Source organism: Streptomyces umbrinus (assembly GCF_030817415.1).
Lineage (GTDB): Bacteria > Actinomycetota > Actinomycetes > Streptomycetales > Streptomycetaceae > Streptomyces > Streptomyces umbrinus_A.
Map to the genome: position 1 here is coordinate 9,086,264 of NZ_JAUSZI010000002.1, position 22,703 is coordinate 9,108,966.

21 protein-coding genes and 2 pseudogenes are annotated in these 22,703 nt (G+C 70.8%); 13 read left to right on the plus strand and 10 right to left on the minus strand.

The features are described from left to right. The first annotated feature begins 169 nt into the window (after positions 1-169). Together QF035_RS40165 and QF035_RS40170 are read left to right on the plus strand one after the other, a co-directional pair. On the plus strand, positions 170-1,075 hold the full coding sequence (locus QF035_RS40165) for a S1 family peptidase (protein WP_307526133.1): 906 nt from the start codon (positions 170-172) through the stop codon (positions 1,073-1,075). Positions 1,076-1,218: 143 nt separating this feature from the next. Further along, positions 1,219-1,446, plus strand: a complete 228-nt coding sequence (locus tag QF035_RS40170; protein WP_307526135.1) for a hypothetical protein — start codon at positions 1,219-1,221, stop codon at positions 1,444-1,446. A gap of 66 nt (positions 1,447-1,512) precedes the next feature. On the opposite strand, the gene QF035_RS40175 is transcribed toward QF035_RS40170, so the two are convergent. Further along, entirely contained in the window at positions 1,513-2,394 is an 882-nt protein-coding gene (locus QF035_RS40175) for an alpha/beta fold hydrolase (RefSeq protein WP_307526137.1), read from the minus strand. Between the two features lie 89 nt (positions 2,395-2,483). On the opposite strand from QF035_RS40175, the gene QF035_RS40180 reads away from it, so the two are divergent. Beyond that, positions 2,484-3,476, plus strand: coding sequence for a slipin family protein (locus tag QF035_RS40180; RefSeq protein WP_307526138.1), 993 nt, complete (start codon positions 2,484-2,486; stop codon positions 3,474-3,476). A gap of 286 nt (positions 3,477-3,762) precedes the next feature. After that, the gene (locus QF035_RS40185; RefSeq protein WP_307526139.1) at positions 3,763-4,845 is read left to right on the plus strand and encodes a S1 family peptidase; all 1,083 of its coding nucleotides are present in this window, start codon (positions 3,763-3,765) and stop codon (positions 4,843-4,845) included. 81 nt (positions 4,846-4,926) lie between these two features. Here the strand turns inward: QF035_RS40185 and QF035_RS40190 are convergent, their stop codons facing one another. Next, positions 4,927-5,907 carry a threonine ammonia-lyase gene (locus QF035_RS40190; protein WP_307526141.1) on the minus strand — a complete coding sequence of 327 codons (981 nt, stop codon included), beginning with the start codon at positions 5,905-5,907 and terminating at the stop codon, positions 4,927-4,929. 202 nt (positions 5,908-6,109) lie between these two features. Next, a pseudogene (locus tag QF035_RS40200) lies at positions 6,110-7,168 on the minus strand (DUF3533 domain-containing protein). 158 nt (positions 7,169-7,326) lie between these two features. On the opposite strand from QF035_RS40200, the gene QF035_RS40205 reads away from it, so the two are divergent. Together QF035_RS40205 and QF035_RS40210 are read left to right on the plus strand one after the other, a co-directional pair. After that, on the plus strand, positions 7,327-10,932 hold the full coding sequence (locus tag QF035_RS40205; RefSeq protein ID WP_307531787.1) for a DNA polymerase III subunit alpha: 3,606 nt from the start codon (positions 7,327-7,329) through the stop codon (positions 10,930-10,932). Next, a complete protein-coding gene (locus tag QF035_RS40210) occupies positions 10,929-11,915 on the plus strand; it encodes a DNA polymerase Y family protein (RefSeq protein WP_307526142.1) in 987 nt (328 codons plus the stop codon). Before QF035_RS40205 ends, QF035_RS40210 begins: the two co-directional genes overlap by 4 nt. A 112-nt stretch (positions 11,916-12,027) precedes the next feature. On the opposite strand, the gene QF035_RS40215 is transcribed toward QF035_RS40210, so the two are convergent. Then, on the minus strand, positions 12,028-12,402 hold the full coding sequence (locus QF035_RS40215) for a cupin domain-containing protein (protein ID WP_307526143.1): 375 nt from the start codon (positions 12,400-12,402) through the stop codon (positions 12,028-12,030). 120 nt (positions 12,403-12,522) lie between these two features. On the opposite strand from QF035_RS40215, the gene QF035_RS40220 reads away from it, so the two are divergent. Both QF035_RS40220 and QF035_RS40225 read left to right on the plus strand, forming a co-directional pair. Next, on the plus strand, positions 12,523-12,969 hold the full coding sequence (locus QF035_RS40220) for a MarR family winged helix-turn-helix transcriptional regulator (protein WP_307526144.1): 447 nt from the start codon (positions 12,523-12,525) through the stop codon (positions 12,967-12,969). Positions 12,970-13,140: 171 nt separating this feature from the next. Then, positions 13,141-14,019: an esterase/lipase family protein gene (locus QF035_RS40225; RefSeq protein WP_307526145.1), complete on the plus strand. Its 879-nt coding sequence runs from the start codon at positions 13,141-13,143 to the stop codon at positions 14,017-14,019. A 112-nt stretch (positions 14,020-14,131) separates the two neighbouring features. Here QF035_RS40225 and QF035_RS40230 read toward each other — a convergent pair whose 3' ends face one another. Further along, positions 14,132-15,190, minus strand: coding sequence for a lytic polysaccharide monooxygenase auxiliary activity family 9 protein (locus QF035_RS40230; protein ID WP_307526146.1), 1,059 nt, complete (start codon positions 15,188-15,190; stop codon positions 14,132-14,134). Between the two features lie 166 nt (positions 15,191-15,356). Between QF035_RS40230 and QF035_RS40235 the strand changes: the two genes are divergently transcribed. Continuing rightward, entirely contained in the window at positions 15,357-15,845 is a 489-nt protein-coding gene (locus QF035_RS40235) for a GNAT family N-acetyltransferase (protein ID WP_307526147.1), read from the plus strand. A 40-nt stretch (positions 15,846-15,885) separates the two neighbouring features. Here QF035_RS40235 and QF035_RS40240 read toward each other — a convergent pair whose 3' ends face one another. After that, positions 15,886-16,020, minus strand: coding sequence for a hypothetical protein (locus tag QF035_RS40240; protein WP_257678067.1), 135 nt, complete (start codon positions 16,018-16,020; stop codon positions 15,886-15,888). Between the two features lie 224 nt (positions 16,021-16,244). Here QF035_RS40240 and QF035_RS40245 point away from each other — a divergent pair, with 224 nt between their 5' ends. Then, complete coding sequence (locus QF035_RS40245) at positions 16,245-16,877, plus strand: class I SAM-dependent methyltransferase (protein WP_307526148.1); 633 nt, start codon at positions 16,245-16,247, stop codon at positions 16,875-16,877. 81 nt (positions 16,878-16,958) lie between these two features. Here the strand turns inward: QF035_RS40245 and QF035_RS40250 are convergent, their stop codons facing one another. Next, entirely contained in the window at positions 16,959-17,459 is a 501-nt protein-coding gene (locus QF035_RS40250; protein ID WP_307526149.1) for a DUF402 domain-containing protein, read from the minus strand. Continuing rightward, the gene (locus QF035_RS40255; protein WP_307526150.1) at positions 17,440-18,360 is read right to left on the minus strand and encodes a GNAT family N-acetyltransferase; all 921 of its coding nucleotides are present in this window, start codon (positions 18,358-18,360) and stop codon (positions 17,440-17,442) included. Before QF035_RS40255 ends, QF035_RS40250 begins: the two co-directional genes overlap by 20 nt. 71 nt (positions 18,361-18,431) lie before the next feature. Here QF035_RS40255 and QF035_RS40260 point away from each other — a divergent pair, with 71 nt between their 5' ends. Further along, entirely contained in the window at positions 18,432-18,812 is a 381-nt protein-coding gene (locus tag QF035_RS40260) for a GntR family transcriptional regulator (protein ID WP_186001119.1), read from the plus strand. A gap of 343 nt (positions 18,813-19,155) precedes the next feature. Here the strand turns inward: QF035_RS40260 and QF035_RS40265 are convergent, their stop codons facing one another. Then, positions 19,156-20,250 (minus strand): DUF5925 domain-containing protein, encoded by a 1,095-nt coding sequence (locus QF035_RS40265; RefSeq protein WP_190229443.1) that lies wholly within the window; start codon positions 20,248-20,250, stop codon positions 19,156-19,158. Between the two features lie 223 nt (positions 20,251-20,473). On the opposite strand from QF035_RS40265, the gene QF035_RS40270 reads away from it, so the two are divergent. Beyond that, complete coding sequence (locus QF035_RS40270; protein ID WP_307526153.1) at positions 20,474-21,895, plus strand: GH39 family glycosyl hydrolase; 1,422 nt, start codon at positions 20,474-20,476, stop codon at positions 21,893-21,895. Positions 21,896-22,077: 182 nt separating this feature from the next. Here the strand turns inward: QF035_RS40270 and QF035_RS40275 are convergent. After that, a pseudogene (locus QF035_RS40275) lies at positions 22,078-22,515 on the minus strand (FtsX-like permease family protein); the annotation flags it as partial. On the opposite strand from QF035_RS40275, the gene QF035_RS55935 reads away from it, so the two are divergent. Continuing rightward, the gene (locus QF035_RS55935; RefSeq protein WP_373466808.1) at positions 22,516-22,689 is read left to right on the plus strand and encodes a response regulator transcription factor; all 174 of its coding nucleotides are present in this window, start codon (positions 22,516-22,518) and stop codon (positions 22,687-22,689) included. The last annotated feature ends 14 nt before the right edge of the window (positions 22,690-22,703 follow it).

Consider the following 22,703-nt stretch of genomic DNA (forward strand, 5'->3'; position numbering starts at 1 on the left):
GCACGGCCGAAAGGCGCCCTTGCGCCCGTCGGGTGTGCGGCCAAATACTCCCCCCAGCGCCTTGTCAGGGGCACGGCTTGTCCGGAATCCGGACATTCTTCCTCTGGCGTGCGCCTCACGGGCCCCGACCCCACGCGGGCCCCCGACTTCCCTTTGGAGGGAACGAACAGTGAGGACCAAGCGCACCACCCCCCGCAGCGGAATAGCGAGACGGACCCGGCTGATCGCCGTCACCTCCGGACTCGTGGCCGCGGCCGCATTCACCATCCCTTCCGCGAACGCGAGCGACGCGCAGACGTTCAGCACCTCCCAGCTGAAGAGCGCCAACTCTTCCGTGCTCAAGGCCGATGTGCCGGGCACCGCCTGGGTGACCGACGCCAAGACCGGCAAGGTCGTCGTCACGGTCGACAGCACCGTCTCCAAGGCCGAGATCGCGAAGATCAAGCGGGCCGCGGGCAGCAACGCCGGCGCTCTGCAGATCAAGTACACGCCGGGCAAGTTCAACAAGCTGATCAAGGGTGGCGACGCCATCTATGCGAGTAGCTGGCGCTGCTCCCTCGGCTTCAACGTCAAGAACAGCGCGGGCGCCGACTACTACGTGACCGCCGGTCACTGCACCGACGGCGCCGGCACCTGGTGGTCGAACTCCGGGCACACCACCACGCTCGGCTCGACGGCCGGTTCCAGCTTCCCGACCAACGACTACGGGCTGGTGCGCTACACCAATACCTCGGTCGCCAAGTCGGGCACCGCGGGCAGCGTGGACATCACCAGTGCCGCCACCCCGAGTGTGGGCACGAACGTCATCCGCACCGGTTCCACCACCGGCACCCGCACCGGACGCGTCACCGCGCTGAACGCGACCGTGAACTACGGCGGCGGCGACATCGTCTACGGCATGATCCAGACCACGGTCTGCGCCGAGCCCGGCGACTCCGGCGGTCCGCTCTACGGCAGCAACGGTGTCGCCTACGGTCTGACCTCCGGCGGCAGCGGCAACTGCACCTCCGGTGGCACCACGTTCTTCCAGCCGGTCACCGAAGCGCTGGGCGCCTACGGCGTCAACGTATTCTGATCGGTACGCGCCACATCGACACCCGCGTGACCTGACTGCAGCCAGCAGCAGACGAGCCCCCGTACGCCGTTCGCGGTGCGGGGGCTCGTCCTTGGCCGTGGGGGCTCACCCGGGTGCACTGGAAAGACCGGGGGAACAGGGAAGTGGCTTCCGACCAGCAGCGCCATGTACGCCGCAGTCCGCTGCTGTTCACGACACCGCTGGTGCTGCTCGTGGTGCTGGCGCTGGTGCTCCTGTGGGAGATCACGCGCGGCAACGTGACGGGGGAGCTGAGCCGTCAGTGGCCCTGGCGGCTGCAGCTGATGCGCGGGGCGCGGCTGGAGCGGCCGGGGGCCGCGGGGGGCGGGCTCATAGTGGGGCCAGGGGTGTGAGCCGGCCCCGGGCGTGAGGTGGCCTCGGGGTGCGAGGGGGCCCCGGGCGTGAGGCGGTGGCCCGGGTCAGGCGTCGGTCCGCGGTGTCGCGCACAGCCAGTCCAGTACGTCCGGGAGGGCCTCCAGGGCTGAGAAGTGGCTGCCCTTCGGGTCCAGGACCGGGCGGGCGCGGGGGATGCGCTCGGCCAGCCACTCGAAGTGGCCCACCGGGGAGAAGGTGTCCTCGGCGCCGTGCCACAGCAGCACGGGGCGGGTGATCTGCGCAGGGTCGAAGCCCCAGTGGCTCAGCAGCGCGAGGGTGTCGTCGAGCCAGCCGTAGGCTGACTCGCGCAGCGCCTCACGGTAGTTGCGCAGCAGCATCTCGCTCACGGCCGGGGTGGAGACGATCCGGCGGTCGGCGTCCGTGAGGCCGTCCTTGATCGACGCGAGGAGCTGCGCCGGATCCGCGCGGATCGCGGCGGCCCGGGCGGCGAGCCGGTCCGCGAACTCCAGCGGGTCGGTGAGCGCCTGTGTGAACTCCTCGACGTTGGACCTCGCCATCCCGTCGAACCAGTTCAGCCCCTCGGCGACGGGCGGCGCGAGACTCGCCATCGCCGCCACCCGCCGCACCCGCGAGGGCAGCAGCGCAGCGCAGGCCAGCGCGTGCGGGGCACCGCCCGAGCGGCCGAGCACCGCGAACCTCCCGAGCCCGAGTCCGTCGGCCAGCGCCGCCACGTCCCGCGCGGCCTGCGCCACCCGGCGTCCGGGACCGCGGTCCGAATCCCCGTACCCCGGCCGGTCGTACGCGATGAACCGCACCCCGGGACGCTCGGCCATCAGCTCCGGCGGCACCGCCCCGTGCCGGCCGCCCGGTGTGCCGTGCAGCAGTATCACCGGGCTGCCGTCCGGGTCCCCCCACTCCTCGAACGCCAGCAGTCGTCCGTCCCGCATCCGTATCCCGTTCGGCACCTCGGTCCTCCATCTCCCCTTCGCGTCCGCGCCGGAGTTACCGTCGAAGTACACACCTGTTGCGCCCGATACGGACCCTGGGGGTCGTAATGATCGAGGAGCTGGTGACGGCGGGAGTGGCTCTCGCGTCCGTCGGAACGGTGTACGCGATGGCGGCGGCCCGCGTCGTCAAACAGTACGAACGGGGCGTGGTGCTCCGCCTCGGCAGGCTGCGATCCGGGGTGCGTGGTCCGGGGTTCACCATGATCGTGCCCTTCGTGGACCGGCTCCAGAAGGTCAACATGCAGATCGTGACGATGCCGGTACCCGGGCAGGACGGCATCACGCGGGACAACGTCACGGTGCGCGTGGACGCCGTCATCTACTTCAAGGTGGTGTCCGCGGCCGACGCGGTCATCCAGGTCGAGGACTACCGGTTCGCGGTCTCGCAGATGGCGCAGACGTCACTGCGGTCGATCATCGGCAAGAGCGAGCTGGACGATCTGCTCTCCAACCGCGAGAAGCTCAACCAAGGGCTGGAGCTGATGATCGACAGCCCGGCCGTGGAGTGGGGCGTGTCCATCGACCGCGTCGAGATCAAGGACGTGTCGCTGCCGGAGACGATGAAACGGTCCATGGCCCGGCAGGCGGAGGCCGACCGTGAGCGCCGGGCCCGGGTCATCAACGCCGACGCCGAGCTGCAGGCATCCAAGAAACTGGCGGAGGCCGCCGGAGTGATGTCCGAGCAGCCCGCCGCCCTGCAACTGCGGCTGCTGCAGACGGTGGTGGCGGTCGCGGCCGAGAAGAACTCCACGCTCGTGCTGCCCTTCCCCGTCGAGTTGCTGCGGTTCCTGGAGCGGGCGCAGCAGCCGGCGCAACAGGCGGCGCCTCCCGCGCCTCAGGCACAGCAGCCGCCGGACCGGACGGCTCAGCCACAGCAGTCGTTGCCCGAGGCGCAGCAGCGTCCGATTCAGCCACAGGAGCTCTCGGCGCAGGCGCAACAGCTGTTGGCGCAGTGGCAGCAATCGATGCAGGAGCAACTCCCGCCCGTCGAGACACCGTTGGATCCGGACTTCGGAGGGTCGAAATCCGGACAGGACTAGACCTCACAGACTGGCGTTAGTTACTCGCTCGTAGTGTTTGCTATGGGAATCGACGTGGTGAGACGGCCACTTGTCAACGCGCGTCAACCATGCGGGGGCGCGCGTCCGTTGTGGCACGCGCGTCCTGAAGTCGACCTTGTGTGCTCCCGTGCGGCCTCGGAATAGTGGTCGGCGTCCGTTGGCATGGACGCGGCTTTTATTGCGAGTCGGGTCCATGTCCGTACACCTTTCGGTCTCGGTGGCCCCCCACGGCCGCCGTTTCCGACCCCCCACAGGAGGACACAAGTTGAAGCACCGACGCATACCCAAGCGGCGGGCGGCCGTGGCAGGTGCGGGCATCGCCGCACTGGTCGCCGCGGGAGTCACCTTGCAGAGTGCGAACGCGAGTGAGAACGCACCTGCTCCCGAGCTCAAGATCCTCTCGGTCACGGCGGCCGGAAAGCTCGCCTCGACGCTCGGCAAGGACCTCGGCACGGACGCGGCGGGAACGTATTACGACGCGAAGGCGAAGAGCCTCGTCGTGAACGTCCTCGACGAGGCCGCGGCCGAGACCGTCGAGTCGGCCGGCGCCAAGGCCAGAATCGTCGAGAACTCCCTCGCCGAACTGAAGGGCGCCCGTACGACGCTGAAGCAGGACGCGACCATCCCCGGCACCTCGTGGGCGGTCGACCCGGCGACGAACAAGGTCGTCGTCACCGCGGACCGTACGGTCAAGGGCGCGAAGATGACCCAGCTGACCGAGGTCGTCGACGGGCTCGGCGCCAAGGCCGAACTCAAGACCACGAAGGGGGAGTTCAAGACCTTCGTCGCAGGCGGTGACGCCATCACCGGTGGCAGCGGCCGCTGCTCGCTCGGCTTCAACGTGGTCAAGGGCGGCGAGCCGTTCTTCCTCACCGCCGGGCACTGCACCGAGGGCATCACCAACTGGTCCGACTCGTCCGGCACCGAGATCGGTGAGAACGCCGACTCCAGCTTCCCCGACAACGACTACGGCCTGGTGAAGTACACCGCGGACGTGGACCACCCGAGCGAGGTGAACCTCTACAACGGTTCCGCGCAGGAGATCACGGGTGCGGCGGAGGCGACCGTCGGGATGAAGGTCACCCGCAGCGGCTCCACCACCCAGGTGCACGACGGGTCGGTGACCGGGCTGGACGCCACCGTGAACTACGGCAACGGCGACATCGTGAACGGGCTCATCCAGACCGACGTCTGCGCGGAGCCGGGTGACAGTGGTGGGTCGCTGTTCTCGGGCAGCAGCGCGATCGGACTCACGTCCGGTGGCAGCGGGGACTGCACCTCCGGTGGGGAGACGTTCTTCCAGCCGGTGACCGAGGCGCTGTCCGCCACGGGGACCCAGATCGGCTGACGGTTCGGTTCCGTTGGGCTTGGAGCCCCGTTCCCACCTTCCGGGTGGGGGCGGGGCTCTTGCGTTGCATTGCATTGCTTGTCAGGGCCTGTGGGCGGGAGCGGCACCGACCCAGCGGTGATAGGCGTCCACATCGACGTTGCTGCCACACACGATGGTGACCACGTGCCGGCCGGCGAAGCGGTCACGGTCTTCGAGGATCGCCGCGATGCCGAGCGCGGCCGACGGTTCGACGACGAGGCCGGCGTGGTGGAGGAGCATCCGCATACCGGCGGTGATCGACGCCTCCTGGACCAGGACGGCGTCGTCGGCGACCAGGAGGAGATCGTCCAGGACGGCAGGGATGGGACGCCGGCCGGCGACGCCGTCGGCGATGGTGTCGGTCGAGTCGGTGGTGACGACGCGCCGCCCGCGCCACGAGAGCGTCAGCGCCGGTGCGCCCAGCGGCTGGACGCAGATCACCTCGACCTCGGGCGCCAGGGCCTTCACGACATGACCCACACCGGTGGCCAGTGCCCCGCCGCCGAGCGCGATCAGGACGGTGTCGAACTCCGGCACGGGATCCACCAGTTCCAGGCCGATGGTCGCCGCGCCCTCGCAGGTCTCGATGTCGAGGCTGTCCTCGACCAGCCGGATGCCGTCGTACCGGGCGATGGCCGCCGCCCGCTCGCGAGCCGGCTCGTGGTCGCCGTCCACCAGTTCCAGCCTGGCGCCCAGTGCGCGGATGCGATCGAGCTTGGCCACCGTCGCGAAGCGGGATGCCACGACGGTGACGTCGAGATCCCGGCCGCGACCGGACCAGGCGAGGGCCTGGCCGAGATTGCCCGCACTGGCGCACACCACGGCTCGCGGGCCATGGTCGGCGAGCCGGCTCGCGATGACCTCGGTCCCGCGGGCCTTGAAGCTGCGGACCGGGTTCGCCGTTTCGAGCTTGACGCTCACCGCGCACCCGAGGTGGGGCTCCAGCGCCTCGCAGCGATACAGCGGGGTGTCGAGGAAAATCGGGTCGATCACCCGGCGGGCCGCCCGGATCCGAGCGGTGTCGAGACGCGTCTCCTGCACGGCACAGGAGCGTAGCGCCGCAGGCTCTGTTCCACCGAGTGATGTGTCGAGAGCCGTGGCTCGGGTGACGAGTGATCAGGCAGCAGCGGCTCCCAGTGGTTCCGCAGCCCGTCCGACATGATCCACGGCGACGTCCCCACACCGGACCGAGCACTCGACCACCGCTCTGGACACGGCAGCCAGGACCGATCCCCGCATTGCGTCAGCCGTTGTCAGGGCGCCCTTGTGGAGCGGAGTCGGGTTGTTCGGGTTTGTGCAGTGAGCCCGCCAGGAGCGTGACCGCGCTTCCGACGGCCGCCCAGGCCGAGAGGACCAGGAGCGAGGCCGTGGTGTCGTTGCCCTTGAAGTAGGCGATCGAGCGGGCCGTCCAGGTGCCGGCGCCCGGGGGCAAGGCGGGGCCGATCGCCCTCCAGAACGGGGGCAGCATCGGGGGCGGGAGGGCGCCGCCCGCGCTCGGGTTGCCCAGGATCACCACGAGCAGTACGGCCACTCCGATGCCGACGACCCCGAAGAGGCACTGGAACGCGAGCGTGGCCGCTCCGACCGCGAAGGTGATCAGCGCGCCGAGCCCCCAGAGGGCCGCCACGCTCCCGGGCAGGGCTCCCAGGACCGGCCCGACGATGACCGCGCCGCCGAGTCCGCCGACGATCGCGACCACGGCCATGGCGGCGAGCCGGATCGTCGCGCGCCGGGGGTTGGCCGGCCGTGCGCCCGCGCTGATCGCCAACGCCGACGCGCACAGATAGCCGCCCACGCATCAGCCGACGACCAGGTAGAAGGTGGTGAGCCCGTTGGCGTCCTGTGCGTCGGCCGGGACCACGTCGACGGTTCTCAGCGTGCGCCCCTCGGCCTTCTCCACCTCGGTGGTGAGCGCGGTCAGCGCGTTGGCCAGGACCCGGCCGCCGCCGGAGGCGACCAGCAGGGTGTCGGTGGTGCCGGCGGGGTCGATCACCAGGGCGCCGTCGATGTCGCGGTTCACGATCTGCTCGCGGGCCGTCGCCCGGTCGGGGAGCGCGCGAGGGTCGAGCGGCTCGCCGGGGAGCTGCTTCAGACGGGCCACCGCCTGGTCGGCGGCGGCTCCCGGGGCGACCACCCTGAACGCCACGTCCTTCGGCTTCGGGTTGTGCAGCGCCCCCACATAGGAGGCGATGAAGAGCAGCTGCAGGGCGAGCACGCCGATGACCAGCAGCGTGGCCCGCGGAGTGACTCCGTCCTTCACCTCTTCGAGGAAGGACCGAGGGGCCCCGGCTGTCTGTGTCATGCCCCCACGGTCCGAGCCGCCCGGCGTTTGCGCAGGTGGGACGGGTCCGAACGGATGTCGCACACATGTTCGGGAATTGGTCTATGGTGGGGGTGAGGGAGTAGGGAACAAATGTTCGAGGGCTGGCATGGGAGCCCCTGGGAGTGGTGGAGGTGCGCGTGCCGGGCTTCACGCATCTGCACACCGTTTCCGGGTTCTCCCTGCGGTACGGGGCCTCGCACCCGGAGCGCCTCGCCGAGCGCGCTTCCGAACGGGGCATGGACGCGCTGGCCCTCACCGACCGGGACACCCTCGCGGGCGCGGTCCGCTTCGCCAAGGCCTGCGCCGCCCAGGGGGTGCGTCCACTGTTCGGGGTCGACCTCGCGGTCGAGGAGCCCGTACGGGTCCGGGAGTCCGCGCGAGCCCAGGAGTCCGCGCGAGCCCGGGGGACCGTAAGGGATGGGGAGTCCGTGCGGGCCGGTGGGTCCGTAGGAGCCGGTGGGTCCGTATCGGGGGAGCGGCGGCGGGCTCCCGTGCGGGGCGGTGCCTTCATCGATGAGTCGACACCTCGGGTGACCTTCCTCGCCCGGGACGGCGCGAAGGGCTGGGCCGAGCTCTGCAGAATCGTTACTGCGGCGCATGCGGGCGACACGGGCGGGCCGCTGCTGCCCTGGGCGGACAACCATGCCGACGGCCTGACCGTCCTGCTCGGGCCCGCCTCCGACGTCGGCCGGGCGCTCGTCGCCGGGCGCCCCGACCGGGCCGCGAAACTGCTCGTGCCCTGGCGGGAGGTCTACGGCGACGCCCTGCGTCTCGAGGCGGTCTGGCACGGGCGCGAGGGAACCGGTCCCGGCTCGCTGCGGCTGGCCGCCCGTACCGTCGGCTTCGCCGCCGAGCAGCGGGTGCGGCCGGTGCTCAGCAACGCCGTCCGGTACGCCGACCAGGGCATGGGCCCGGTCGCCGACGTCCTGGACGCCGCCCGCCGGCTCGTGCCGGTCGACCCCCGCAAGGAACTGGACAGCGGCGAGGCCTGGCTCAAGGACGCGGACGCCATGCTCGGCGCCGCCGAACGGATCGTCGAGGCCGCGGGTTTTCGCCGTGACACCGCCTACCGCCTGCTCGAACAGACGCGGGCCACCGCCGCCGAGTGCCTCGTCGACCCGGAGGACGACCTCGGCCTCGGTGCCGTGCACTTCCCCGAGCCGCACCTCGTCGGCGCCGGACGCCGTACCGCGCAGCGGGTGCTGGCCTCGCGGGCGGCGGCGGGGATGGTGCGGCGCGGCTACGACCGTTCTCCCGAAGCGCGCGGTTACTGGGAGCGGATGCACCGTGAACTGGACATCATCGCCCACCACAACTTCGCCTCCTACTTCCTGACGGTCGCTCAGGTGGTGGACGACGTAAGGGAGATGGGCATCCGGGTCGCCGCGCGCGGCTCCGGCGCGGGCTCGCTCGTCAACCACCTCCTCGGCATCGCGCACGCCGACCCCGTCGCGCACGGGCTGCTGATGGAACGCTTCCTGTCCAAGCGCCGCCCGGTCCTGCCCGACATCGACATCGACGTGGAGTCGGCGCGCCGGCTGGAGGTCTACCGCGCGATCATCGGCCGGTTCGGCACCGAGCGGGTCGCGACCGTGGCGATGCCGGAGACGTACCGGGTGCGTCATGCGGTACGGGACGTCGGTGCGGCCCTCTCCATGGACCCGGCCGACATCGACCGCATCGCCAAGTCCTTCCCGCACATCCGCGCCCGCGACGCGCGCGCGGCACTGGAGGAACTGCCCGAACTGCGGTCCCTGGCAAAGGAGGTCCAGCAGGAAGGCGCCAGGTACGGGCGGCTGTGGGAACTGGTGGAAGCGCTGGACGCCCTGCCGCGCGGAGTCGCCATGCACCCGTGCGGGGTGCTCCTCTCCGACGCCTCACTCCTCGCCCGTACGCCCGTCATGCCGACCAGTGGCGAGGGGTTCCCCATGTCGCAGTTCGACAAGGAGGACGTCGAGGACCTCGGGCTGCTCAAACTGGACGTGCTGGGCGTACGCATGCAGTCCGCGATGGCGCACGCGGTGGCCGAGGTGGAGCGAGCCACGGGGGACCGGGTCGACCTGGACGCCGTCGAGGAGGGCGACCCCGCCACGTACCAACTCATCCGGTCCGCCGAGACGTTGGGCTGCTTCCAGATCGAGTCGCCGGGGCAGCGGGACCTGGTGGGCAGGCTGCAGCCCGCGACCTTCCACGATCTCGTCGTCGACATCTCCCTCTTCCGGCCGGGACCGGTCGCGGCCGACATGGTGCGGCCGTTCATCGAGGCGCGGCACGGCCGGGCGCCGGTCCGCTTCCCGCACCCGGATCTGGAGGAGCCGCTGAGGAGCACGTACGGGGTCGTGGTCTTCCACGAGCAGATCATCGACATCGTCGACATCATGACCGGCTGCGGGCGCGACGAGGCGGACCGGGTGCGGCGCGGGCTGTCCGACCCCGAGTCGCAGGGACGGATCCGCTTCTGGTTCGCGCAGCACGCGGCCGCCCGGGGATACGACGCGGAGACGATCGCCCGGACCTGGGAGATCGTCGAGGCCTTCGGGTCGTACGGCTTCTGCAAGGCGCACGCGGTCGCCTTCGCCGTGCCGACGTACCAGTCGGCCTGGCTGAAGGCACACCATCCCGCCGCCTTCTACGCCGGGCTGCTCACCCACGATCCCGGGATGTATCCGAAGCGGCTGCTGCTCGCGGACGCGCGGCGGCGGGGGGTGCCGATCCTGCCGTTGGACGTGAACCGGTCGGCGGTCGCACACCGTATCGAACTGGTGTCTGAATCCGAGGGGTTCGGCGGGGCGGCCGGGAAGATTCCCAGAGGGGTCGGCAAGGCCTGGGGGGTGCGGCTCGCCCTCTCCGACGTGCACGGCATCAGCGAGGCCGAGGCGGTGCGGGTCGCGGACGGGCAGCCGTACGCCTCGCTGCTCGACTTCTGGGAACGGGCCCGGCCGAGCCGACCGCTGGCCCAACGGCTCGCGCAGGTCGGCGCGTTGGACGCCTTCGGAGCCAATCGCCGTGATCTGCAACTGCACTTGACCGAGCTGCACCGGGGCGCGCGTGGCGGTCGCGGGGACCAACTTCCCCTGGCCGGTGGGCAGAAGACAGCGTCGGCCGGGCTGCCCGACCTCTCCTCGGCGGAGCGGCTCAGTGCCGAGCTGGGTGTGCTCTCCATGGACGCCTCACGTAATCTGATGGACGACCACCGGGCGTTCCTGGACGAGCTGGGAGTGGTCACCGCGCGCCGGCTGCGGGCGGCCCGGCATGGTGAGACGGTCCTGGTCGCGGGCGCCAAGGCGGCCACCCAGACCCCGCCGATCCGCTCCGGCAAGCGGGTCATCTTCACCACCCTGGACGACGGCACGGGCCTGGTCGACCTCGCGTTCTTCGACGACTCCCACGACGCGTGCGCCCACACCGTCTTCCACTCCTGGCTCCTGCTCGTACGGGGAGTGGTGCAGCGGCGCGGCCCGCGCAGCCTCAGCGTGGTCGGCGCGGCCGCCTGGAACCTCGCCGACCTGGTGGAACTGCGGCGCGAGGAAGGCCTGGACGGAGTGGCCCTGCGACTGGCCGAGCCGCAGGGGGAGGACGAGGCCGAGGACGGCTCACGGGACACGGGAGATCCGACGGGCGGCCGTCGAATCCAGATGCCCACGGGATACGAAATGCATCCGTGGGCCGATCTGCGCCCGGCGGGCGAAGGGCCCGCCGGTGGAAAGAAGTTGTGGCACCAGAGCCCGGGGAGTGCGGGATGACCATCCTCTGCGTACGTTTCCAGCTGCCTCCGACGAGCGAGGCCGCCCTGCCCGGGCTCCTCGGCACGCTGGAGGAGTTCACCCCCGTCATCGAGGCGCTGCCGCCCGACGGAGCGCTCGCCGATCTGCGGGGCGCCGAGCGGTACTTCAAGCGGTACTTCGAGCGGGATGTGGGGGAACTGGCCTCGCTGATCCGGGTACGGGCGCTCGCCTGGCACGGCGTCGACTGTGTGATCGGGGCCGGACCCGGGCCGATGTTCGCCCGGATGGCCCTGCGGGAAGCCGCCCCCGGAACGACCCGTGTGGTGCCCGAAGACCCCTGCGCCCTCGCGGAGTTCCTGGAGGAACAGCCCGTGCGTGCCCTGCCCGGAGTCGGCACCGCCACCGCCCGCACCCTGTGCGAGTACGGCCTGGACAGCGTCGGCAAGGTCGCCGCCGCGCCACTGTCCACACTGCAACGGCTCACCAGCGCGCGCATGGGCCGCGAACTGCACGAGATGGCACAGGGCATCGACCGCGGCCGGGTCGTACCGAACGCCGTCTCCCGGTCGCTCGCCGCCGAACGACCCTTCCCGCGCGATGAGTTGGACCCGGACCAGCACCGGCGCGCCCTGCTCTCCGCCGCCGAGGAACTGGGCTCCCGGCTGCGCGCCCTGGAGAAGGTGTGCCGCACGCTCACCCTCACCGTCCGCTACGCCGACCGCTCTACTACGACCCGCAGCCGCACCCTCCCCGAGCCGACCGCCCACTCCTCGGCACTCACCGACGCCGCGTACCGCATGTACGAGGCGCTCGGGCTGCAGCGGGCCCGGGTCCGCGGCATCGTCCTGCGCGCCGAGGGCCTCGACCCTGCCCAACAGGCCTCCTACCAGCTCACCTTCGACCCGGTGGACGAGAAGGTCCGGCGGGTGGAGGAGGTGGCGGACCGGGTCCGGGCGAAGTTCGGGCCGCGGGCGGTGATGCCGGGTTCGTTGGTGGCGTAACGCTCCGCGGGGAGCGGGTGGGGTTGCGGGTCGTTCGGGAGCTGCGGGCCGGATGTGGCTGGTCGCGCGGTTCCCGCGCCCCTGATGAGGCGCCCCCGGCATTCCCGCCAGGTCAGTTGGCCCACGGCGGAGTGATGACCGTGCCGTCCGCCAGCTTCGCCTGGAGGCCGATCGACGTGGTGACCCAGGAGATCGCGGTCTCCTCGGTCGGGTTCTCCACGGCGAGCGTCGCGCCGGGATTGATGATCACCGTGTCGCCCGCGGCGATCCGCTCGGTGCGGCCGTCGAGGGTCATCAGAAGCTCCCCGGTCAGGAGATGGAAGATCTCCTCGTGATTGACCGTGTGCGCGGGCGCCTTCGTGCCTGCGGGGATCTCGCCCCTCCAGGCGCACAGTTCCTTGCTCCCGCTGAGGGGAGTGGCGTACGAGACGAAGCGCGCGCCGTGGATCTCGTGGACGACGGCTTCGGACGAGCGGACTACGGGCACGGCTGCCTCCAGCGGTGAAGGGGGTGGCGAATAAGTGGTCGCGAATGGTCAAGCTGCTTGACTATATGCATCCATGGTCAAGCTGCTTGACCAATTCGTCAAGGGTGTTTCAATGCGTGCGTGCAGAACTCCGAGGCCATGGCCCTGTCCGCCGCCCTGCTCGCCGTCGCCGGCGAGCTCACCCAGCGCATCCACGAGGGTGTTGTCGCCCGTGGGTTCGAGGGGATTCGGCCAGCGCACGGGTTCGCGTTCGCGCGGCTCGCGCCCGGCGGGGCGACGGTCACGGAACTGGCCGCCCATCTGGGCGTGACCAAGCAGGCCGCGAGTCAACTTGTCGATGAGATCGTCCGCAAGGGGTACGCCGAGCGGCGCCCGCACCCCGGCGACGCGCGCGCCCGGCTGGTCGTACTGACCGAGCAGGGCTGGGCCTGTACTCGGGCCGCCGAGGAGTCGGCCGCGGAAGCCGTCGGCCCCTGGGTCGAACTGCTCGGTGAGGGTGAAGTCCGGGCGTTGCGTGACCGTTTGCTGCGCATTGCGCCCTACGGTCCCATCAGGCCCGCCTGGTGACGGTTCCACGGCACGTGTCAGTGCTCCCGGCCGACACCGGAAGTTTTTACTGACGCGTAACTTCACACTTCTACTACTCACTCGTAACTTGGCAAAAGAACAGCATCCTCGTGATCCGGATCACAGGGCGTACGCCATCGCAACTCCCTTGAGCCGCAAGGAGATCACTCGATGCTGCCCTGGAAACGCCTGCTCAGACCCCTAACCGTGCTGCTGCTGACCGCCGCGGTCACCGTCGTCCCCGCCGCCACCGCTGCTTCCGCCGCCACCGCTCAGGCCGAGGCCGCGCCGAGCCGTGGCTGGAACGACTACTCCTGCAAACCGTCCGCCGCCCACCCGCGCCCCGTCGTCCTCGTCCACGGCACCTTCGCCAACTCCGTCGACAACTGGCTGGGCCTCGCGCCCTACCTCGTGAACCGCGACTACTGCGTCTTCGCCCTCGACTACGGGCAGTTGCCCGGCGTGCCGTTCTTCAACGGCCTCGGTCCCATCGACAAGTCGGCGGAGCAGCTCAAGACCTTCGTCGACAAAGTGCTCGCCGCGACCGGTGCGGCCAAGGCCGACCTCGTGGGCCACTCGCAGGGCGGCATGATGCCCCGCCACTATCTGAAGTTCCTCGGCGGAGCCGCCAAGGTGAACGCGCTCGTCGGGATCGCCCCCGACAACCACGGCACCACCCTGAACGGACTCGCCCAACTGCTCGACCACTTCCCCGGCGCGGCCGACCTGCTCTCCACCGCCACCCCCGCCCTCGCCGACCAGGTGGCCGGATCGGCCTTCCTGACCAAACTCAACGCGGGCGGCGACACCGTCCCCGGTGTCCGCTACACGGTCATCGCCACCAAGTACGACGAGGTCGTCACGCCGTACCGCTCCCAGTACCTCGACGGTCCGAACGTACGCAATGTGCTGATCCAGGACCTGTGCGCGGTCGACCTCTCCGAGCACGCGGCGATCGGGCTCATCGACCGGATCGCCTTCCATGAGGTGGCGAACGCCCTTGATCCGGCGCATGCCACCCCGACGACCTGCCTTTCGGTGATCGGCTAGCGGACCGCGCCCCTTCAGGGGCGCGGGGCTGTATCGATGTGCGGCTCCGCCGCGCGGGCGCGACCAGCCACGGACGGCCCGCAGATTCCGTACCGTCCGCCGGTCGCAGGATCTATCGGCTGTGGCGGCCGCCACCCACCGCACGCCGACGGACCGACGCGAACAGCGCCGCCGCGCCGATCGCCAGGGCGGCCGCCCCACCGATCGTGTACGGAGTGGTGTTCGAACCGCCGGTCTCGGCGAGGTTCTCCGAACCGCCGGCGGGCTCGGCGTCGCTCGCGGAGTCGTCCGTCGCCTCGGAGGGGCCCGCCGACCCGGCGGACTCCTTTGTGGTGCCGGAGTCGGAGTCCGAGGCGGTGTCCGCGGCCGCCGTGGCCGTGGCCTGGGTCTTCGGGTCGTCGTCGCCGTGGCCGCCGTGCTCCACGGACGACTCGTCGGTGCCGTCCGCGATCTCCTGGTCGGACGGAGCCGACGCGGTCGGGGCCGTGGAGGCCTCGGCGCCGCCCCCGCTTCCACTCCCGCCCTCTCCGAACACGACGTCGGAGCAGGTGTAGAACGCCTCCGGGGAGTCCGAGCGCTGCCAGATCGAATAGATGAGGTGGCGGCCCGACTTGACCGGGACGACGCCGTCGAAGACGTAGTCGCCGCTCTCCAACCGCGGGTCGGTGACCTTGAGGAACGGCTTCGACTCCAGGTCCGACCACTTCAGGGGCTTCGTCGGGTCGTAGCCGTCCTTGGTGACGTACAGCTCGAACGAGCCCTTGTGCGGGGCGGTTCCCTTGTAGCGGAAGGTGCGGTTGCCCGAGGTCAGCCGGGTGGCCGGCCAGTCGGCGCGGGCCAGGTCGAGGCCCTTGAACTTGTCGTTGCCCGCGCTGCACAGCTTTCCGTCGGGGATGATCTCCTTCGACTTCCCGGCCGCGTTCGCGATGTTGACGCCGTTCCAGTCGTAGAGGGCCTGTGTGCCGCCGGCCGCGACCGCCGCCCTGCAGGCGGCGGACCTCGGGTTCTCCGGACCCTCCGCGAAGCAGCCCGCGACCCTGCTCACCGGGTCGGTCATCGAGCCGTGCGCGACCGCAGGGGCGGCGGCAAGACCGGTCAGGGCGAGCGGGGCGACGCCCACGGCGGCGACCGTGGCGAGGCGGGTGCGGGTGGCCATGCGGCGAGCGGACATGGGGGAACTCCTCGAAGCGGATCCGGGGTGCTTGTGATGCCTGGGGGCGATCAGCAAGCTAGCCCCTCGAAACCGCGAAATCCCCTGCTGGGAGGGGGTGAGGGTGATCCTTATGGTCCGCTTAAGGGGGTGCTGAGACTGCGATCAGGTAGGTACCGTTCCAGCCATGACGAAAACCCCGGAAGAAGCCCCGGCGGACACTCCGTACGAGGCCCGGATCCGCCCCGCCGTCGCCTCCGACACGGCTGCCGTGAAGGCCGTGACCGACGCGGCCTACCGCCCCTACATCGAGCGCATCGGGGTGGTCCCGCAGCCCATGGAGGCGGACCACGCGGCCGACGTCGCGGCGGGGCGGGTGTTCGTCACGGGGGAGCCCGTGACCGGACTCGTGGTGATCGAGGCGCACGAGGACCATCTGTTCCTCGACAGCATCGCCGTCCACCCGGACGCCCATGGGCAGGGCGTGGGGCGCCGGCTCCTGGCCTTCGTGGACGCACACGCGCGTGCGCTCGGACTGCCCGAGGTCAGGCTCTACACGAACGCGCTGATGTGGGAGAACCAGAAGATCTACCCGAAGTACGGGTACGAACTCGTGGAGCGCCGTGTGGACGGGCCGTACGACCGCCTCCACTACCGCAAGCGGCTGGCGCCGTGACGGTTCCTTGCGCCGTGACGACTCCTGGCACCGTGACGGCTCAGCCGTCCGGCCACCACGTGCGTGCGATGTCCTTTCGGACCTCGGGGCGCTCGGCGGGGCGCTCGTCTGCGTCGTCCCGCACGCGACGGGAGTCCGACTTCCTCAGGGGCTTCTGCACGGTTACACGGCGCATGGCTGCCTCCTTGCATCTACCGGGTTCCGCGTTTGTACGGAGGTAGACCGTTCCGGGGAGAGTGACTCATCGGTGCCCGCTTGTCAGTGGCGGTAGTCACGTTTCACCTGTGAGTCCACATGCCGGACAGCTGGAGGTTCCGCGCAGTTCCGACGCGGGTCCGGTGAAGTTCTGTCGCGGCCCGGCGCCGGACCGTTGTCAGTGGCGGGTGTCACTGTGGGCACATGACGAGTAACAGCGCCCGTGAAGAAGCGAAGACCGGTCAAGAGCAGTCCGCTGTCGACTGGGACGCCGAGTCCGCGACGTTCGACGACGAGCCCGACCACGGACTGCGGGATCCCGCCGTGCGCGAGGCCTGGGCGGCGAGGTTGCGCGGCTGGCTGCCGCGCGGGCCGGCCGACGTGCTCGATCTGGGCTGCGGCACCGGCAGCCTGTCGCTCCTCGCGTCCGAGCAGCGGCACCGGGTCACCGGGGTCGACTCCTCGCCGCGCATGGTCGACCTCGCCCGCGCCAAGCTGGCCGGACGTGACGCGGCGTTCCTGGTCGGGGACGCGACCGCCCCGCCGGTCGGGGAGCAGCGCTTCGACGTCGTCCTTGTCCGCCATGTGCTGTGGACGCTGCCCGAACCCGGCCGCGTCCTGCGGTACTGGAGCGGACTGCTCCGCCCCGGCGGACGGCTCGTGCTCATAGAGGGCGTCTGGGGGACGGTGAGCCCGGTCGGCATCTCCGCCGACCGGCTGACCGGACTGCTCGCACCCCTCGCGGAGGACGTCCGCGTGGAGCCGCTGTCCGACGACCCGCTGCTGTGGGGACGAGAGGTGGAGGACGAGCGGTACGCGGTGGTGGCCGTGCCCTGAGGGCTGCCGGCGGGGCTGCCCGGTGTTGAGGGCTGCCGGAGGCTGAGGAATCCCGGGCGGGCCTGCCGGGAGTGGGCGTGCCTAGGCCAGGAGCGCCTCGAAGTCGCCTTCGCGAGCGCGGAGTTCGAGCTCGTCCAGGGCTGCCCGGGCGGCGGCCGCGGCCTGCGGATCGGTGGTCTCCAGGCCGCTCTCCGCGAACTCGTCCTCGTCCAGACGCAGTACGGCCCGGCCGTCGGCGGAGCGCCACAGGTCGAGGTCGAGGTCCTCGACGACCAGCTCGCCCTCGGACACGGCGGCCGGGCGGGTGATGTCGCAGTACCAGCCCTTCAGCACGCCCTCGGGACCACGGACCTCCTTCACCGCGTACCAGCGGTCGCGCCAGTAGTGCTCGGTGAAGACGTCACCCGGTTCGAAGCGTACGAAGCCGAAGTCGCGGACTCCGGCACCGGCCCAGGCCGCTCGGACGGTGACGTGGGTGCCGTCGTCGTGCAGCAGCTCGGCCGGGTAACGGATCTTCGTACGGCCCGCTTTGACCAGGACGATGTCCAACTGGGGAGGGGAGTCAGGAGAGTTCGCGGACATGTTGCACCTCCGTGGCGCAGATCTCGTAGCCGAACCACTTGTTGACCGCGAGCATCGGTTCGTTGCCCGCGTCGTTGGCCGTGAACGCCTCCGTGAAGCCGGCGGCACGGGCGCGGTGCAGGGAGTCGTTCTTGGCGAGCTTGGCGAGGCCGCGGCCTCGGTGGGCGCGGGCCGTGCCGGTCATCACGGTGCCGTAGCGGGTGCCGCCGTCGGTGCGGGCGGCGCTGAACGCCGCGGGGCGGCCGTCGACGACCGCGACCGAGGTCAGTTCATGGCTGAGGAGGGGATGGTGCCAGGTCTCCTTCAGCCAGGCCTCGTAGTCCGTGAACTCGTGGGCGATGTCGCTCGGTTCGTCCAGCAGCGTCTCCGCGTCCAGGTCGAACAGCGGGCGGGGATCGTCGGCGAAGTCCGCGGCCGTGCGCAGTTCGACGTCCGCGGGCGGCTCCTGGAGCGGCGGCAGTGTGCACGTCGCCAGGTCCAGGCGGAGGAAGTGCGCGGAGCGACGGGGGAGGTAGCCGCGCTTCTCCGCGAAGGAGCGGTTCGCCGGCTCGTCCACGACCCGGACGAAGAACCTGGTCATGTCCAGGGCGGAGAGGCGCTCCTCGGCGATCCTCAGGAGCAGCGAGCCCGCGCCCCGGCCCTGGCGGTCCGGGTGCACGTACACGTTCAGATAACCCTGGCCGGGCTGCGGGCTGTCGTACACGATGCCGACCTGGGCCACGCCGACGAGTTCGCCGTCCTCCTCCGCGACGAGCGGCTGGAAGTGGGCGTCGGGGTGGGCGTTCGCGGCGTCGTACGTGATGGCCTCGGGGGTGGAGAGCATGAAGGGGAGCGCCAGGTGCCGGATGCGGGCGAAGCCCTCGGCGTCTCCCGCGCGGAAGTCGCGGACGATCACAGTCATGACGTCGCACGCTACGCGGGCGGTGAGTCCGGGTGCCTCTCATTTTCCCGCCGGTGCGGGACAATCACTGCGTGACGCTGAAGATCGACATCGAGGACGACGCGGGGATCGCGCCCTACGAGCAGGTGCGCGCCCAGATTTCCGAACAGGCGCGGGCCGGGGCGCTGCCGGTGGGGTACCGGCTGCCGACCGTGCGGGGGCTGGCCGAGGAGCTCGGCCTCGCCGCCAACACGGTCGCCAAGGCGTACCGGGCTCTTGAGTCGGACGGGGTCATCGAGACGCGGGGGCGCAACGGAACGTTCGTCGCTGCCGCGGGCTCGGCGGCGGAGCGGGAAGCGGCGTCCGCCGCGCAGGCCTATGCCGATCGGGTGCGGCGGCTCGGGTTGTCCGAGGCCGCCGCCGTCGCCGCGGCCCGGGATGCGCTGCGCGCGGCGTATGGGGCTTCCGGCTGACAGTTGGTGGCTGGTGGCTGGTGGCTGGTGGCTGGTGGCTGGTGGATGACGGTTGGCGCTGGCTTGGCGGTTGCGGCTGACGATTGGCGTTGGCGTTGGAGCCGTCCTGGGATGCTGCCGGTTGTTTGCTGGCTGCGGGTGCGCTGTGGCTGGTCGCGCAGTTCCCCGCGCCCCTGACGGGGCGCCCAGCGGTCAGCCGGTCGGAGGGGCGGCGGGTCGGCCGGTCGGAGGGGCGGTGGCGCGGGTAAGGGGGCCAGGTGGCTCCCTCGTGTGGCGAGTTCGGGAGCGTCCGGATTCGTCGCGCCGGGTTCTGCCGTCGCGGCGGAGTGTTGGGTCGCGCGCCCTACAGATACAAACCCGCGTCCGCGCCCTCTCGTTGGTCCGGGACCGAGGTCGGGGTGGTGCCCCGGCGCAGGGCGTAGAGCTCGGCGAGGGTGGCGCCGTCCCGGGGGAGGCCCTCCTCCGTGCCCAGCCAGGCGGCGGACTCGCGGCGGGTGAGCGGGCCGACCTCGATACGGGCGAGGCAGCGGCCGGGGCGGACGACGGCGGGGTGCAGGCGCTCCAGGTCCTCGTTGGTGGTGACGCCCACCAGGACGTTGCGGCCCTGGCCCAGCAGACCGTCCGTGAGGTTCAGCAGGCGGGAGAGCGCCTGGCCCGCCGTGTGCTTGGCCTCGCCGCGGATCAGCTCGTCGCAGTCCTCCAGCAACAGCAGCCGCCAGCGGCCCTTGCCCGTGCCGTCCTCCTCGCCGATCGCGATGTCCATCAGATAGCCGACGTCGGAGAAGAGCCGCTCCGGGTCCAGCACACAGTCCACCTGGCACCAGTCCCGCCACGAGCGCGCCAGCGTCCGCAGTGCCGACGTCTTGCCCGTACCCGGCGGACCGTGCAGCAACAGCAGACGGCCCGCGATGTCCTCGGGCGTCGTCTTCATCAGGCCGTCCATCGCGTCCGCCACGGGCGCGGTGTAGTTGGCGCGCACCTCTTCCCACGTACCCGCCGAGATCTGGCGGGTCGTGCGGTGCGGTCCGCGCCGGGGCGACACGTACCAGAACCCCATCGTCACGTTCTCCGGCTGGGGTTCGGGCTCGTCGGCCGCGCCGTCCGTGGCCTGGCCGAGCACCTTCTCGGCGAGCTCGGCGCTGGTCGCGGTGACGGTGATGTCGGCGCCCCGGTTCCAGCGCGACACCAGTACTGTCCAGCCCTCTCCCTCGGCGAGGGTCGCGCTGCGGTCGTCGTCGCGCGCGGACCGCAGCACCTGCGCGTCCGGAGGGAGCAGCGTGGCCCCGGACCGTACGCGGTCGATGTTCGCCGAGTGCGAGTGCGGCTGCTCGCCCGTCGCGAAGCGGCCGAGGAACAGCGCGTCGACGACGTCCGACGGTGAGTCGCTGTCGTCGACGTTGAGCCGGATCGGCAGAGCGTCGTGTGGGTTCGCAGACATGCCGCCATGATCCGTCACGTGGGCGACCCGTGCATCCGGTTTCCGCGTTGCGCACCGAAGGGGGCATATCGGAGGCGCATACGGGAGGGGCGAGCCGGAGGGAAGGGTGTCGGTGCGTGTCGGCCGGCCCCCGCGGACCCTGTGTATCCCCTCCGTCCTGTTACAGGGCTGTGGTCGACGGAACCTGTTCTACCGCTGACCCCCGCCGTTACTGTTGCCCTTGATGGGACGTCATGGGTGGAATTCGGGGGCTCGGCGGTGGCGGTTCACCGCTCTGCTCGGTGTGGGCGTGGCCGCTCTGGCCCTGGTGCTGACCCTGATCCACACACTTCCGGGCGACGCGGGAAGCGAGGCCGGCACGACCCGCGACGGTGACAAGGTGCACGGCACGCCGGCCGTTCCCCCGTCGGAGCCGAGGCCCGAGGTGGGCTGGGGCTTCACGCACACCCAGTTCAGCGCGGACGAGGGCAGCGGCGCCGCCACGAAGCGGGTGGAGAAGCGCCTCGGCGAGCAGCCCCTGCCGCAGATCCAGCACATCATGGGCTGGGGCGCGGACAACCCCGAGCCGGTCAAGGGGCGGTACGACTTCGAGGACATGGATCGCCGGATCGACTTCGTCCGGGAGACGGGCGGCACGCCGGTCGTCACGCTGTGCTGCGCCCCGGACTGGATGAAGGGCGGCAAGCCCGGCTCCGACAAGACCGACTGGAGCCAGGCGGCACTGGAGACGGCGCCGGACCGCGCCCACTACAAGGACTACGCCGCCCTCGCCGCGACCGTCGCCAAGCGCTACCCGGACGTACGGCACTTCATCGTCTGGAACGAGTTCAAGGGATTCTGGAACGACTCCGAGGCCCGCTGGGACTACGAGGGCTACACCGAGCTGTACAACCTCGTCTACAAGGCGCTCAAGAAGGTCGACAAGGACATCGAGGTCGGCGGGCCCTATCTGGTGATGGACAGCCTCGACCCGCGCCAGAGGGAGAACGCGTCGACGACGCTGAAGGGCAGCTGGGGCACCATGGACCAGCGGATCCTCGACGCCTTCGACTACTGGAACAAGAACAAGGCAGGCGCGGATTTCGTCGTCGTCGACGGGTCCAGCTACACCAAGGACGACGACCTGCTGCCGGACGAGTTCGGGGCCACCGACAAGTTCACGGCCGTCAGTCGCTGGGTGCGTGAGCAGACCGGTGACCTGCCGCTGTGGTGGGCCGAGTACTACGTGGAACCCGCCGACGGAGACGACATTCGCGACGGCTGGTCCGAGCCGCACCGCGTCGCCGTCCAGGCCTCCGGCCTGATCGCGATGGCACGCGGCGGCACGACCTCCGCCTTCTACTGGAACCCGGAGACCGAGAAGGGCGCCACCTGCCCCGGCTGCCTGTGGACCCCGACCGACCGCGCGGGCGGCGGCAAGGCGTTGTCGATGCTCGACCTCATCTCCCGCTTCGACAAGGAGTTCCCGCCGGGCACCAAGTACGAGCAGGTCTCCGTCGCCGCGGACGACAAGCCCAACGTACGGGTCCTCGCCGACGACAAGGCCCTCCTCGTCGTGAACACCCTCGACCGGAAGATCAGCGCGAAGATCGACGGGAAGCAGTTCGAGATGGGGGCGTACGAAGTGAAGTGGCTCAGCCGCTGAGGCAGTTGGCGGGTGGGTGACCGAGCCGTCGGCCAGTCACCCCGGTCATTCGTTGTGCAGCACCTCCGCCACGGTGAGCCGTGCCGCCGCCCGGGACGGGACCAGTGCTCCGATGCTCCGACGGCCGCGATCGTGACGCCCGCCAGGGCCAGGGCGGCGAGGGCCGGGGCCTGCCGGACGGCCATCATCGAGTCCGGGATGGCGATGTCCGCGGCCCGGAAGCTCCGCGGTACGACGAAGTGGTGGCCGAGGATGCCGAGAGGGATGCCGACCAGACTCCCGACGGCTCCGAGCGTCGCCATCGACGTCACCATCATCACCGTCACCTGGCGGGGCGTCATACCGATCGCCTTGAGCATGCCCAGGTCACGGCGGCGCTCACGGGTGTTGAGCACGACGGTGTTGAAGACGCCGAGCGCCGCGACGGTCCCCAGCACCAGGGTGAAGAGCGTGGAGGCACCGACGACGGTCACGGCCGTGGCGTTCACCGGCGACGCCCTCCTCGCGCCCTCGATCACGCGCCGGCTCGTGGAGCGTTTCGCCGGCGGGGCCGCCCGTGCCCCGCCGTCCACCGCGACCTCACCGCGCTCACGCCCCGCGAACGCGAGGTGCTGACCCATATGGGCCGCGGCCTGTCCAACACGGAGCCGACCCGTGAACTGGGGCTCAGCGAAGCCACGGTGAAGACCCACGGCGCCCACGTCTTCGCCAAGCTCGCCCTGCGCGACCGGGCCCAGGCCGTCGTCCTCGCCTACGAGACGGGGCTGGTCACCCCGGGCGGGTCCGACGGCTGAGCCCCGCCTCACGT